At 69.9% G+C, this 14,036-nt stretch carries 8 protein-coding genes; 5 read left to right on the forward strand and 3 right to left on the reverse strand.

All coding sequences use genetic code 11. From position 1 onward, the window contains the following. Nucleotides 1–19 precede the first annotated feature (19 nt). Nucleotides 20–1,006, forward strand: coding sequence for a DNA polymerase III subunit delta (holA, locus tag MQP27_RS01195; protein WP_242759383.1), 987 nt, complete (start codon nt 20–22; stop codon nt 1,004–1,006). Between the two features lie 457 nt (nt 1,007–1,463). Here the strand turns inward: holA and rpsT are convergent, their stop codons facing one another. Further along, the gene (gene rpsT / locus MQP27_RS01200) at nt 1,464–1,730 is read right to left on the reverse strand and encodes a 30S ribosomal protein S20 (protein ID WP_015660447.1); all 267 of its coding nucleotides are present in this window, start codon (nt 1,728–1,730) and stop codon (nt 1,464–1,466) included. 191 nt (nt 1,731–1,921) lie between these two features. Between rpsT and lepA the strand changes: the two genes are divergently transcribed. Then, nucleotides 1,922–3,790: a translation elongation factor 4 gene (gene lepA / locus MQP27_RS01205; RefSeq protein WP_242759392.1), complete on the forward strand. Its 1,869-nt coding sequence runs from the start codon at nt 1,922–1,924 to the stop codon at nt 3,788–3,790. A gap of 250 nt (nt 3,791–4,040) precedes the next feature. Further along, nucleotides 4,041–5,915, forward strand: a complete 1,875-nt coding sequence (locus tag MQP27_RS01210; RefSeq protein WP_242759394.1) for an AMP-dependent synthetase/ligase — start codon at nt 4,041–4,043, stop codon at nt 5,913–5,915. Nucleotides 5,916–5,922: 7 nt separating this feature from the next. Here the strand turns inward: MQP27_RS01210 and MQP27_RS01215 are convergent, their stop codons facing one another. Further along, complete coding sequence (locus MQP27_RS01215; protein WP_242759396.1) at nt 5,923–6,495, reverse strand: response regulator; 573 nt, start codon at nt 6,493–6,495, stop codon at nt 5,923–5,925. 12 nt (nt 6,496–6,507) lie between these two features. Beyond that, nucleotides 6,508–10,644 carry a HAMP domain-containing protein gene (locus MQP27_RS01220; RefSeq protein WP_242759400.1) on the reverse strand — a complete coding sequence of 1,379 codons (4,137 nt, stop codon included), beginning with the start codon at nt 10,642–10,644 and terminating at the stop codon, nt 6,508–6,510. A gap of 102 nt (nt 10,645–10,746) precedes the next feature. On the opposite strand from MQP27_RS01220, the gene MQP27_RS01225 reads away from it, so the two are divergent. Together MQP27_RS01225 and hemW are read left to right on the forward strand one after the other, a co-directional pair. Beyond that, a complete protein-coding gene (locus tag MQP27_RS01225; RefSeq protein ID WP_242759403.1) occupies nt 10,747–12,714 on the forward strand; it encodes an ATP-binding SpoIIE family protein phosphatase in 1,968 nt (655 codons plus the stop codon). A gap of 41 nt (nt 12,715–12,755) precedes the next feature. Then, nucleotides 12,756–13,988 carry a radical SAM family heme chaperone HemW gene (hemW, locus tag MQP27_RS01230; RefSeq protein WP_242759431.1) on the forward strand — a complete coding sequence of 411 codons (1,233 nt, stop codon included), beginning with the start codon at nt 12,756–12,758 and terminating at the stop codon, nt 13,986–13,988. Nucleotides 13,989–14,036 lie beyond the last annotated feature (48 nt).

A 14,036-nucleotide genomic window follows, 5' to 3' on the forward strand; every position in this document is an offset into this window, starting at 1 on the left:
CCGTGCCATGCTTTACCCGATGGCCAGGAAGACTGCTAACGACGACCCTCTCGCCTCGGTGACGCTTGCCGTGGGCCAGGAAGATCTCCTGCTCGACCGTGCCGTGCAGGAGGTGGTGGCCGCCGCCAGGGCCGCCGACGCCGACACGGACGTACGTGACCTCACCCCGGACCAGTTGCAGCCCGGCACCCTCGCCGAGCTGACCAGTCCCTCGCTCTTCGCGGAGCGCAAGGTCGTGGTCGTACGCAATGCGCAGGATCTTTCGGCCGACACCGTGAAGGACGTGAAGGCGTATCTCTCGGCACCCGCCGAGGAGATCACGCTCGTGCTGCTGCACGCGGGAGGAGTGAAGGGCAAGGGGCTGCTCGACGCGGCCCGGAAGGCGGGCGCCCGGGAGGTCGCCTGTCCGAAGATGACCAAGCCGGCGGACCGGCTGGCCTTCGTGCGCGGGGAGTTCAGGGCGGCCGGGAGATCGGCGACGCCCGAGGCCTGTCAGTCGCTCGTCGACGCCATCGGCAGCGATCTGCGGGAGCTGGCGTCCGCCGTGTCCCAGCTGGTCGCCGACGTCGAGGGGACCATCGACGAGACGGTCGTCGGGCGGTACTACACCGGACGGGCCGAGGCGTCGAGCTTCGAGGTCGCCGACCGGGCGGTGGAAGGGCGGGCCGCCGAGGCGCTGGAGGCGCTGCGCTGGGCGCTGTCCACCGGTGTGGCACCCGTGCTGATCACCAGCGCCCTCGCGCAGGGCGTACGGGCGATCGGCAAGCTGTCGTCCGCGCGCGGCGGCCGGCCCGCGGATCTCGCGCGGGAGCTCGGGATGCCGCCGTGGAAGATCGACCGGGTGCGGCAGCAGATGAGGGGATGGACACCGGACGGCGTCTCGGTGGCCCTGCGCGCGGTCGCCGAGGCGGACGCGGGCGTCAAGGGCGGCGGGGACGACCCCGACTACGCACTGGAGAAGGCGATCGTGACCATCGCACGCGCGGCCCGCTCCAGAGGACGGTGACGGGCAGGGGGGAGCGGGAGCAGCCTCACCGGTCGAGCGCGCGCCGCCTGCAAGGGACGCGAAGCCCCTCCAGCGTGCAAGCTGTACGAAGCCTCCAGCGCGGAGACGCGCCACCCTGCGCGGGCTGACGACCGGAGCCGGCGCCCGCCCCACAAGGCCGGCGTCCACCGCATGCCGTCACCCACCCCGCGGCACCCACCCCGCGGCACCCACCCTGCGTCACCCACCCCGCAGCACCACCCTGCGTCACCCACCCCGCGTGACCCACCCGCGGCACCCACGCCGAAGGCCCCGGCGGTCGCCCTGGGGAAGGGCGAGGCGCCGGGGCCTTCGGGTCACGATGTCGAGCCCGTACCCGCGTGGCGAACGCAGGCCGCGTACAGGCTCTGGGGTGCCGGACGGGAGCGGATGAGAGAGGGCCCGCTCGAGTCCCTCCGGCGGTCAGATCAGAAAGGTGTCAGCCCTTGAGGGACGCGACCTTGGAAGCGAGCGCCGACTTCTTGTTGGCGGCCTGGTTCTTGTGGATGACGCCCTTGGAGACGGCCTTGTCGAGCTGACGCGCGGCAGCGCGCTGGTACTCGGTGGCCTTCTCGACGTCACCCGCGGCAGCGGCCTCACGGGCCTTGCGGATCGCGGTCTTCAGGGAGGACTTGACGGCCTTGTTGCGCAGCCGGGCCTTCTCGTTGGTCTTGATCCGCTTGATCTGGGACTTGATGTTCGCCACTGATTGAGCCTTTTCAGGTTTGGTTTCTCGATGATGTGCCTCGCGCTGAGAGGGCATGAGACACAGCTGCCCAGACTACCAGTGGCCGGGCCGACAGCCCAAAACGGTCTCCGGTCGCCGCCCGTGGGACCATGGAGCCTACGTATCGATCCGACCCGAGGCATAAGGCGCCTCAAGAGACAGGACCCTGCGTGCCCGCGACCCCTAACAATGTGCCCGAGCCGAGCCGTACCGACCCGGCTCTGATCCGCAATTTCTGCATCATCGCGCACATCGACCACGGCAAGTCCACGCTCGCCGACCGGATGCTCCAGCTGACCGGCGTCGTCGAGCAGCGGCAGATGCGTGCTCAGTACCTCGACCGGATGGACATCGAGCGCGAGCGCGGCATCACGATCAAGTCCCAGGCGGTGCGTTTGCCGTGGGCTCCGAGCCACGACAAGAGCAATACGCACATCCTCAACATGATCGACACCCCGGGGCACGTCGACTTCACCTACGAGGTCTCGCGGTCGCTCGCCGCCTGCGAGGGGACCATCCTCCTCGTCGACGCCGCCCAGGGCATCGAGGCCCAGACCCTCGCCAACCTCTACCTGGCGATGGAGAACGACCTCACGATCATCCCCGTACTGAACAAGATCGACCTGCCGGCCGCGCAGCCCGAAAAGTTCTCCGAGGAGCTCGCCAACCTGGTCGGGTGCGACCCCGAGGACGTGCTGCGGGTCTCCGCCAAGACCGGTGTCGGCGTCGACGCGCTGCTCGACAAGGTGGTCAGGGAGATCCCGGCGCCCGTCGGCGTCGCCGACGCGCCCGCGCGCGCGATGATCTTCGACTCGGTCTACGACTCCTACCGCGGTGTCGTGACGTACGTCCGTGTCATCGACGGCCAGCTCAACAAGCGCGAGCGCATCAAGATGATGTCGACCGGCGCCACGCACGAGCTGCTGGAGATCGGGACCAACTCGCCCGAGATGCTCGGTGCCGATGGCCTCGGCGTCGGTGAGGTGGGCTATCTCATCACCGGTGTGAAGGACGTCCGCCAGTCCAAGGTCGGTGACACCGTCACCAGCCAGGCCAAGGGCGCGACCGAGGCGCTCGGCGGGTACAAGGACCCGAAGCCGATGGTCTTCTCCGGCCTGTATCCGCTGGACGGCTCCGACTACCCCGAGCTGCGCGAGGCCCTCGACAAGCTCCAGCTCAACGACGCCGCGCTCGTCTACGAGCCGGAGACCTCCGCTGCACTCGGGTTCGGTTTCCGGGTCGGCTTCCTCGGGCTGCTGCACCTCGACGTGATCCGTGAGCGCCTGGAGCGCGAGTTCGGCCTCGACCTGATCGCCACCGCGCCCAACGTGGTCTACCGGGTCGTGATGGAGGACGGCAGCGAGCACACCGTCACCAACCCGAGCGAGTTCCCCGAGGGCAAGATCAACGAGGTGTACGAGCCGGTCGTGCGCGCCACGATCCTCGCGCCCACCGAGTTCATCGGCTCGATCATGGAGCTGTGCCAGACCCGGCGCGGCACCCTCCTCGGCATGGACTACCTCTCCGAGGACCGCGTCGAGATCCGCTACACCCTCCCGCTCGCGGAGATCGTCTTCGACTTCTTCGACCAGCTGAAGTCGAAGACGCGCGGTTACGCCTCGCTGGACTACGAGCCCACGGGTGAGCAGACGTCCTCCCTGGTCAAGGTCGACATCCTGCTGCACGGCGACAAGGTCGACGCCTTCTCGGCGATCACGCACAAGGACGCGGCGTACGCGTACGGCGTGCGGCTGGTCGCCAAGCTGCGCGAGCTCATCCCGCGCCAGGCCTTCGAGGTGCCCATCCAGGCCGCCATCGGCTCCCGGGTGATCGCCCGCGAGACCATCCGCGCCATCCGCAAGGACGTCCTCGCCAAGTGCTACGGCGGTGACATCTCCCGTAAGCGGAAGCTGCTGGAGAAGCAGAAGGAGGGCAAGAAGCGGATGAAGATGGTGGGTTCCGTGGAGGTTCCGCAGGAGGCCTTCATCGCGGTGCTCTCCAGCGATGACAGCGCGGGGTCGGGCAAGGGCAAGAAGTAACCGCGGGTTACAGCCGGTTACGGTCCAAACCGGGCAGAACGGGGGTCCGTCGTGCGAAAGAGCGACGGGCCCCTACGCGTGCGTAGCGTCGCTCTCTGTACGAAGTGACAGGCCGAGAGCCCTTACGAACCGGCCGGTCGGGCTCTAGTCTGATCTCTGCTCGATAGTTACTCGCGAGTTAAACAAACGCTACTGCGTGAAGCCAGCCGCAATTGAGTCAGCCGCACTGCCGCGGGCCCCGGAGGATGTCGTGAGCGACACACAGACACTGATCGAGAACCGTCCGCCGAGCGTGGCGAACCTCTTCCTGGAGCGCGTGACGGCCACGCCGGACGCCGAGGCGTACCGCTACCCGGTGCCGTCGGCCTCGGGTGAGGGGCCGGACGCCTGGAAGTCGCTGACCTGGGGACAGGCCGCCGAGCGGGTCTTCGCGATCGCCGCCGGTCTCATCGAGCTCGGCGTGCAGCCCGAGCAGCGTGTCGCCCTCGCCTCCTCGACGCGCCTCGACTGGATCCTCGCCGACCTCGGCATCATGTGCGCGGGCGCCGCGACCACCACGGTCTACCCGCAGACCAACGCCGACGAGTCGGCCTTCATCCTCTCCGACTCCGAGAGCCGGGTGCTGATCGCCGAGGACGCGGCGCAGCTGGCCAAGGCGGTCGAGAAGCGCGGCGAGCTGCCCGCCCTCACCCACGTGGTCGTGATCGACGGGGCCGGCGTCGAGACGGGCGACTGGATCCTCACCCTCGCCGAGCTGGAGGCCCGGGGCGCCGCGCGCCTGGAGAAGGACCCCGAGCTGGTCAAGGAGCGGGTCGGCGCGATCACCAAGGACCAGCTGGCCACCCTGATCTACACCTCCGGCACCACGGGCCGGCCCAAGGGCGTCCGGCTCGCGCACGACAGCTGGTCGTACATGGCGAAGTCGATCGCCGCGACCGGGCTGATCAGCGCCGAGGACGTGCAGTACCTGTGGCTGCCGCTCGCGCACGTCTTCGGCAAGGTGCTCACCTCCGGCCAGATCGAGGTCGGTCACGTCACCGCCGTCGACGGCCGTGTCGACAAGATCATCGAGAACCTACCGGTCGTGCAGCCGACGTACATGGCGGCCGTCCCGCGCATCTTCGAGAAGGTCTACAACGGGGTCGCGGCGAAGGCCCGGGCGGGCGGCGGCGCCAAGTACAAGATCTTCCAGTGGGCCGCGGGGGTCGCCCGCGAGTACGCCAAGGTCAGCCAGGACAACTTCCGGCGCACCGGGACGGCGTCCGTGCCGTTCGGGCTCGCCGCCAAGCACAAGACGGCCGACGCGCTGGTGTACGCCAAGATCCGCGAGGCGTTCGGCGGCAACCTGCGGGCCTGCGTGTCGGGTTCGGCCGCGCTCGCCCCGGAGATCGGCTACTTCTTCTCCGGCGCCGGCATCCACATCCTGGAGGGTTACGGGCTCACGGAGTCCTCCGCGGCCTCCTTCGTCAACCCCGGCGAGGCCTACCGCACCGGCACGGTCGGCAAGCCGCTGCCCGGCACGGAGGTGCGCATCGCGGACGACGGCGAGATCCTGCTGCGCAGCCCCGGCATCATGCAGGGCTACCACGGGCTGCCGGAGAAGACCGCCGAGGTGCTGGAGGCCGACGGCTGGTTCCACACCGGCGACATCGGCGAGCTCTCGCCCGACGGCTATCTGCGGATCACCGACCGCAAGAAGGACCTCATCAAGACCTCGGGCGGCAAGTACATCGCGCCCGCCGAGGTCGAGGGCCAGTTCAAGGCGGTGTGCCCGTACGTCTCCAACATCCTGGTGCACGGCGCCGACCGGAACTTCTGCACGGCGCTCATCGCCCTGGACGAGCCCTCCATCCTGGAGTGGGCCAAGGAGAACGGCCTTGAGGGCAGGTCGTACGCGGAGATCGTCGCGGCGCCGGCCACCGTCTCGATGGTCGAGGCGTACGTCAAGGAGCTCAACGAGGGCCTGCAGAAGTGGCAGACCATCAAGAAGTTCCGCCTCCTGCCCCGCGACCTCGACGTCGAACACGGCGAGATCACCCCGAGCCTGAAGCTGAAGCGCCCGGTGGTGGAGCGGGAGTACAAGCACCTGATCGACGAGATGTACGCGGGCACGCGGGAGGCGTAACAGCCCTCTACGGGCGTCCCCTGTCGAGGAGTTGGCGTAGTTCCCGGATCCGGTCTCGCAAGGTGTCCAGGTCCGGGGGCTCGTCGGCGTCGAGTTGTTCCTCCAGGCCGGCTAGTTTCGCGCTCACCTCCCCGTAGTCCGCCTGTTGCTGGGCCAGCAGGCGTTCCAGTTGCTGGTTCTTGCGGTGCAGGTCCAGGAACACGGTCACCTTCGCGCGTAGCACCCAGGGATCGAAGGGCTTGGTCAGATAGTCGGCGGCGCCGGTGGCGTAGCCGCGGAAGGCGTAGCCGGAGTCGTCCTCCGCGCCGGTCAGGAAGATGATCGGGACGTCCTTGGTCTGGTCGAGCCGCTTGATGTTCGCGGCCGTCTCGAAGCCGTCCATGCCCGGCATGCGCACATCGAGGAGGACCAGGGCGAACTGCTGCCGCAGCAGTGCCTTCATCGCCTCCTCGCCCGAACGCGCGCGTACGAGCGGCTCGTTGAGGGACCCCAGGACGGCCTCCAGCGCGATCAGGTTGTCCTCCATGTCGTCGACGAGGAGGATGCTGGCACGCTCGTCGGTCGTTGCCTCAGCGCTCATGGTGACTGTGCCTCATTCAGTTTCGGGCGTCGGCGCCGCCGTCGCCTCGACGTCCGCCTGGTCCCCGTGAGCCGCGCTCTCCGGATCGAGCAGCGCGCACACGACGGTCAGCAGCTGGTCGACGTCCACCGGCTTCGGTACGTAGTCGTTGGCACCCCGGGCGATGGACTTCTCCCGGTCGCCCGGCATCGCCTTCGCGGTGAGCGCGACGATCGGCAGACCGGTCCAGCGGGGGGTGCGGCGGATGGCGGCGATGGTCTCGTAACCGTCCATCTCCGGCATCATGATGTCCATCAGGACGAGTTCGACGTCCGGGTTGCGCTCCAGGGTCTCGATGCCCTCGCGGCCGTTCTCCGCGTACAGGACCGGCATGCCGACGCGGCCGAGGACATGGGTGAGGGCGAAGACGTTGCGGATGTCGTCGTCGACGATCAACACCCGCCGCCCGGGCAGCACTTGGCCGGCCCGCCCGGACTTCCACGCCTCCAGCTTGGTCGGGGCCGGCCAGGAGTCGTCCACGTCGTGCGTGGCCGCCGGGTACGACTCGGCCGACCGCTGCTCCGGCACCGGCACCGGACGGTCCTCGGGCACCGGACCGGTCGCCGAGTGGCCGGGGCTGACGACGGGGACGTACAGCGTGAACGTGGAGCCCTTGCCGGGTTCGCTCTCGGCGACGATACGGCCGCCCAGCAGGCCCGCGATCTCGCGGCTGATGGACAGGCCCAGGCCGGTACCGCCGTACTTGCGGTTGGTGGTGCCGTCGGCCTGCTGGAACGCCTCGAAGATCACCGGGAGTTTCTCGGCCGCGATGCCGATGCCGGTGTCGGTGACGGCGAACGCGATGACCTCGTCACTGTCCCGGACGTAGCGCCGCTCGGCGTCGACGAGCCGGTTGACGCGCAGCTCCACCCGGCCGGTCGCGGTGAACTTGATCGCGTTGGACAGCAGGTTGCGCAGGATCTGCTGGAGGCGCTGCTCGTCGGAGTACATCTCGCGCGGCACGTCCTCGCCGACCGCCACGTCGAAGGCGAGCCCCCGGTCGAGGGTGAGCGGGCGGAAGGTGGCGTGCACGTAGTCGAGCAGCTTGATCAGCGGCAGCTTCTTCGGGCGTACGTCCATCCGGCCCGCCTCGATCTTCGACAGGTCCAGGATGTCGTTGATCAGCTGGAGCAGGTCGGAGCCGGAGCGGTGGATCGTGGTCGCGAACTGGACCTCCTGGTCGGTGAGATGGCCGTCCGGGTTGTCGGAGAGCAGCCGGGCCAGGATCAGCAGGGAGTTGAGCGGGGTGCGCAGCTCGTGCGACATGTTCGCCAGGAACTCGGACTTGTACTGGGAGCTGGTGGCCAACAGGGCCGCCTTCTCCTCCAGTTCGGCGTTGGAGCGCTGCAACTCCGCCTGCTGCTTCTGAAGTTCGTCCGAGCGCTCCTGCAACTGCATGGCCAGCCGCTGCGATTCGCCGAGCAGGGACTCGGTGCGGGAGTTGGCGATGATGGTGTTGATCGCGACGCCGATGGTGTTCACGAACTGGTCGAAGAAGGCCAGGTGGACGTCGGAGAAGCGGGAGAAGGAGGCCAGTTCGATGACGCCGAGGAGCTTGTCCTCGAAGAGGATCGGGATGATGACGACACTGGTGGGCGCCGCTTCTCCCAGACCGCTGTTGATCTTGATGTAGTCCGGCGGGGCCTCCTCGACGAGGATCCGCTTCTTCTCCCGGGCCGCCTGCCGGACCAGGCCGTGCACCGGCAGACCGCCGGTCTCGACGGTCGCCCCCTGGGCCGAGCCGTAGCCGGCGATGAACGCCAGTCCCTTCGTGGGAACGGTCGCTCGGATGGACGCGCCGTCCTCGTCCGGGTCGGCCAGGAAGAACGCGCCGTACTGGGCGTTCACCAGCGGGGTCAGCTCGCGCAGGATCAGGTCGGCGACCTCCATCAGGTCGCGGTGGCCCTGCATCAGGGCGGCCAGCCGGGCCAGGTTGGACTCCAGCCAGTCCTTCGCGCGGGTGGTCTCGCGGAGGTTGGCCACCATCAGGTTGATGTTGTCCTTCAGCTCGGCGACCTCGCCCTGGGTCTCCACCGTGATCGAGCGGGACATGTCGCCCTGCGCCACCGCGGAGGCCACCTCGGCGATCGCGCGGACCTGGGTGGTCAGGTTGGAGGCGAGTTCGTTCACGTTCGTCGTCAGGCGCTTCCAGGTGCCGTACACGCCCTCCACCCGTGCCTGGCCGCCGAGTTGGCCCTCGGAGCCCACCTCGCGGGCGACCCGCGTCACTTCCGAGGAGAAGGAGGACAGCGTGTCGACCATGGTGTTGATGGCGGTCTTCAGCTCCAGGATCTCGCCGCGCGCGTCCACGTCGATCTTCTTGGAGAGGTCGCCGTTGGCCACCGCCGTGGTCACCTGGGCGATGTTCCGCACCTGTGAAGTCAGGTTGTCCGCCATGTAGTTGACGTTGTCGGTCAGGTCCCGCCACACCCCGGAGACGCCGAGCACCTGGGCCCGGCCGCCCAGCCGGCCGTCGGTGCCGACCTCGCGGGCGACCCGGGTCACCTCGTCGGCGAAGGCGCGCAGCTGCTCCACCATCGTGTTGACGGTGTCCTTCAGCTCCAGGATCTCGCCGCGCGCGTCGACGGTGATCTTCTTCGACAGGTCGCCGTTGGCCACCGCCGTGGTCACCTGCGCGATGTTCCGTACCTGCGAAGTCAGGTTCAGCGCCATGAAGTTGACGTTGTCCGTGAGGTCCTTCCAGACGCCACTCACACCCCGCACCTGCGCCTGGCCGCCGAGGTTTCCCTCGGTGCCGACCTCGCGGGCGACACGGGTCACCTCGTCCGCGAAGGCGGAGAGCTGGTCCACCATCGTGTTGATCGTGGACTTCAGCTCCAGGATCTCGCCCTTCGCCTCCACCGTGATCTTCTTGCCGAGGTCGCCCTGGGCGACGGCCGTGGAGACGAGCGCGATGTTGCGGACTTGCGAAGTCAGGTTGTCCGCCATGAAGTTGACGTTGTCGGTGAGGTCCTTCCAAACGCCGGAGACGCCCCGCACCTGGGCGCGCCCGCCCAGGTTCCCCTCGGTGCCGACCTCGCGGGCGACCCTCGTCACCTCGTCGGCGAAGGCGGAGAGCTGGTCCACCATCGTGTTGATGGTCGACTTCAGCTCCAGGATCTCGCCCTGGGCGTCGACGGTGATTTTCTGCGACAGGTCGCCGTTGGCCACCGCCGTGGTCACCTGGGCGATGTTGCGCACCTGTGAAGTCAGGTTCGAGGCCATGAAGTTGACGTTGTCGGTCAGGTCCTTCCAGACCCCCGACACACCTCGCACCTGGGCCCGACCGCCCAGCTGACCCTCCGTGCCGACCTCGCGGGCCACCCGCGTCACCTCGTCGGCGAAGGCGGACAACTGGTCGACCATCGTGTTCACGGTGAGCTTCAGTTCGAGCAGCTCGCCGGTTGCCTCGACCGTCACCGTACGGGTCAGGTCTCCGCGCGCCACCGCCGTCGTCACCAGCGCGATGTCCCGCACCTGTGCGGTCAGCCGGGACGCCATGGTGTTGACCGCCTCGGTCACATCCCGCCAACTCCCGGACAGACCCTGCACCTTGGCCCGCCCGCCGAGCCGCCCCTCCGTGCCCACCTCGCGCGCGACCCGGGTCACCTCGCCGGTGAACAGCGACAACTGATCGACCATCTTGTTCACGGCCCGGCCGAGCCGGCGCAGATCACCGCGCAACTGCCGGTTGCCGTCGTGCAGGTCGACCCGCTGGGTCAGATCGCCGCCCGCCACCGCGTCCAGCACCCGCGTCGCGTTCGCCGCCGGGGCCACCAGGGCGTCGAGCAGCTGGTTGACATCGTTGACACGGGCCGTCCACGCGCCCTGTCCCGGGCTCGCCGCGAGCCGCTCGTCGAGCCGCCCGTGCCGGACCAACTCCCGCTTGACGCGCTGCACTTCCGTGTTGAAGTGGGTGTTGCGGTCGGTGATCTGGTTGAAGACGGCCGTCAGCTCGGCCACGATCCCGTGGCCCGTCTCCGGAACCTTCGTGAAGTCGCCGTCCCGAGCCGCGGTCATCGCGGCGAGCAGCGGGCGCAGCTCCGATGCTCGGACTTGTTCCGGTTTTTGTCCGTCTTCGAGCACACGCGTAGCACTGTTCTCACTCATGGCGGCCCACTTCGGTAACTCGGCGCTTATGGGCGTGGCCAGTCTGTCACTCTGTCGGCATCACTTGAGGCGTAATCGTCCGAACCGCTCGGGGAGCTGTCGATGGGGGCCATTCCGACGCAACGGGAGACCGCTCGCCGTGTCTCCGACGCGCCCGCGCACCTGCACGCGCTCCCGCACGGCCCCGCGAACCCGCGTGCGCGGGCGCACGCGACGCTGCCCGGAAGCCCTGCCGCGCCCGGGTCCGCCCGCACGCTCCTGCGCACCGCCTTCACCGACTGGGCCCGCCTGGGCCTGCCCGGCACCGAGCACCTCACCGACGGCCTGGCCGACGACGCCGTACTCGTCGCAAGCGAGCTCGTCACCAACGCCGTCGTGCACGCGGGCACCGACGTCGAGGTGGTGTGCCGGCTGGAGGAGCCGACCGGCGCACTCGTCCTGGAGGTGTGCGACCGCCATCCCTCCCGCGCGCCCCGCGACTCGGACGCCGAATCACCGTACGAGACACCGGAGTACGGCCGCGGACTGCGCCTGGTCGCCACGCTCGCCGAATCCTGGGGCGTCACCTATCGCAAGGGCGCCAAGACGGTGTGGGCGCGGCTGTCCCACGAGGACGAGGAGGGCGGGGAGCGCACGGAAGAGGACGAGACAACGGCGTACGACAGCGGGCAGGCACGCGAACGCGGCCTGGACGTCGCCGGGTTCCTCGCCCCGGAGCCCGGCCGCCCCGAGCGCGACCGCGACTGGCTCGACCGGGGCGCCCTCTCCTTCCTCGCCGAGGCCTCCGACCTGCTCGCCGGCCAGCTCGACGAGAACCTCGTCGCCGCGCTCGCCGGCCAGCTGATCGTCCCCCGGCTCGCCGACTGGTGCGCCGTCTGGCTGGAGGACGAGGTCATGGGCCGCTGGGGCTCGGGCGGCAGCGACAGCGCGGGCGGCTGGGCGGCCGACGGGACGGGCGGTACGGGGCCGCGCCTCGCCCGCGTCTGGCACGGCAGCGAGAACCGCATCGAGCAGCTGCGCCGGGCCCTGGAGAAGGACCCGCCCCACCCGAGGGACGGCTTACGGAGCGGACCGGTGCCGTACCCCTGGCCCGGTCAGGCGCTCGACCTGCGTGACGCGCACGGCACCGCGCTCGCGTACCGGCTGATCGCGGGCGGCCGTCCGCTCGGCACGCTCGTCATCGGCCGCTCCGGCCTGCTGCGCTTCCCCGACGAGATCACCGGCCTGGTCGAGGACCTCAGCCGCCGGGTCGCCCTCGCAATCGGCGCGGCCCGCCAGTACGCCCGCCAGGCCACCATCAGCCGGGTCCTCCAGCGCGGCCTGCTGCCCACCGCCGTCGCCGAGATCCCCGGGGTGCACAGCGCGCTCGTCCACGAACCCTGCGACAAGGGCGGCCCCAGCGGCGACTTCTACGACCTCTTCCCGGCCGGCGACGGCCGCTGGTGCTTCGCCGTCGGCGACGTCCAGGGCAAGGGCCCCGAGGCCGCCGTCGTCATCGGGCTCGCGCGCCCCTGGCTGCGGCTGCTCGCGCGCGAGGGCTACCGGGTCGCCGACGTCCTCGACCGCCTCAACCGGCTCCTCCTCGACGACGCGACGGAGGCCGCCGACGCGGCGGCCCGCGCCCTGGTCCACCCGGTCGCCCCCGGCGACGGCCCGCAGACCCGCTTCCTCTCCCTCCTCTACGGCGAGCTCGCCCCCTTCGAGGGCGGCGTCCGCGTCACCCTCGCCTCCGCGGGCCACCCGCTGCCGCTGCTGCTGGGCCCCGACGGGACCGTCCGTACGGCCGCCCGCCCGCAGACCCTCCTCGGCGTCATCGAGGACGAGACGTACACCAGCGAGACCTTCGAACTGCTCCCCGGCGAGACCCTCCTCTGCGTCACCGACGGCGTGACCGAGCGCCGCTCCGGCTCCCGCCAGTTCGACGACTCCGACGGCCTGGCGACCGCCCTCGCGGGCTGCGCGGGCCTGAGCGCCCAGCTGATCGCGGAGCGCATCAAGAGGCTGGTCCACGAGTTCGGCGGCAGGCCGCCGGAGGACGACCTGGCGCTGCTGGTGCTGCAGGCGGAGTAGGGCGGAGCAGGTACGCGCACGCGTGCTGGACAATGGAGGGCATGCCCTCCGCACTCCCCGACGGCGAGCCGGTCCCCGCCGACGGCGCACTGCCCCCGTCCGCGCTCACCGGGTCGGCCACCCGCCCCCTCGGCTTCTACCTGCACGTCCCGTACTGCGCGACCCGCTGCGGCTACTGCGACTTCAACACCTACACCGCGACCGAGCTGCGCGGCACGGGCGGTGTCCTCGCCTCCCGGGAGAACTACGCGGACACCCTGATCGACGAGATCCGCCTGGCCCGCAAGGTCCTGGGCGACGACCCGCGCGAGGTGCGGACCGTGTTCGTCGGCGGCGGTACGCCGACCCTGCTGGCCGCCGGTGATCTCGTACGGATGCTGGGCGCGATCCGCGACGAGTTCGGCCTCGCGCCGGACGCCGAGGTCACCACGGAGGCGAACCCGGAGTCGGTGGACCCGGCGTACCTGTCCGTGCTGCGGCAGGGCGGCTTCAACCGGATCTCCTTCGGCATGCAGAGCGCGAAACAGCACGTACTGAAGATCCTGGACCGCACCCACACCCCGGGCCGCCCGGAGGCCTGCGTGACGGAGGCGAGGGCGGCCGGCTTCGAGCACGTCAACCTCGACCTGATCTACGGCACGCCGGGGGAGTCGGACGACGACTGGCGGGCGTCGCTGGAGGCGGCGATCGGCGCGGGCCCGGACCACGTCTCGGCATACGCCCTGATCGTCGAGGAGGGCACGCAGCTGGCCCGCCGGATCCGCCGGGGCGAGGTCCCGATGACCGACGACGACGTCCACGCCGACCGTTACCTGATCGCGGAGGACGTCCTGTCCGCGGCCGGCTTCGACTGGTACGAGGTCTCCAACTGGGCCACCTCGGAAGCGGCCCGCTGCCTGCACAACGAGCTGTACTGGCGGGGCGCCGACTGGTGGGGCGCGGGCCCGGGCGCGCACTCCCACGTCGGCGGGGTGCGCTGGTGGAACGTGAAGCACCCGGGCGCGTACGCGGCGGCCCTGGCGGCGGGGAAGTCGCCGGGCGCGGGCCGGGAGCTCCTGTCCGACGAGGACCGGCGAGTGGAACGGATCCTGCTGGAGCTGAGGCTGCGCGAGGGGGTACCACTGTCGCTCCTGCGCGAGGAGGGCCTGAAGGCCGCCCGCCGGGCGCTCGCGGACGAGCTGCTGCAACAGGGCCCCTACGAGGAGGGCCGGGCGGTGCTGACGCTGCGCGGGCGGCTGCTGGCGGACGCGGTGGTGCGGGACCTGGTGGACTGATCACTCGGGCGAGTGAATCGGTGCGGAACGTCGGTTCGGTCCCTAACC

The sequence above is a fragment of the Streptomyces cylindrosporus genome, assembly GCF_022698165.1.
GTDB lineage: Bacteria > Actinomycetota > Actinomycetes > Streptomycetales > Streptomycetaceae > Streptomyces > Streptomyces cylindrosporus.

Excerpts from the sequence above, each read along its gene's own strand:
- MQP27_RS01225 (WP_242759403.1), top strand. The coding sequence starts at position 10,747 with ATGGGGGCCATTCCGACGCAACGGGAGACCGCTCGCCGTGTCTCCGAC.
- holA (WP_242759383.1), top strand. The coding sequence starts at position 20 with ATGGCCAGGAAGACTGCTAACGACGACCCTCTCGCCTCGGTGACGCTT.
- MQP27_RS01220 (WP_242759400.1), bottom strand. The coding sequence starts at position 10,644 with ATGAGTGAGAACAGTGCTACGCGTGTGCTCGAAGACGGACAAAAACCG.
- MQP27_RS01215 (WP_242759396.1), bottom strand. The coding sequence starts at position 6,495 with ATGAGCGCTGAGGCAACGACCGACGAGCGTGCCAGCATCCTCCTCGTC.
- hemW (WP_242759431.1), top strand. The coding sequence starts at position 12,756 with ATGCCCTCCGCACTCCCCGACGGCGAGCCGGTCCCCGCCGACGGCGCA.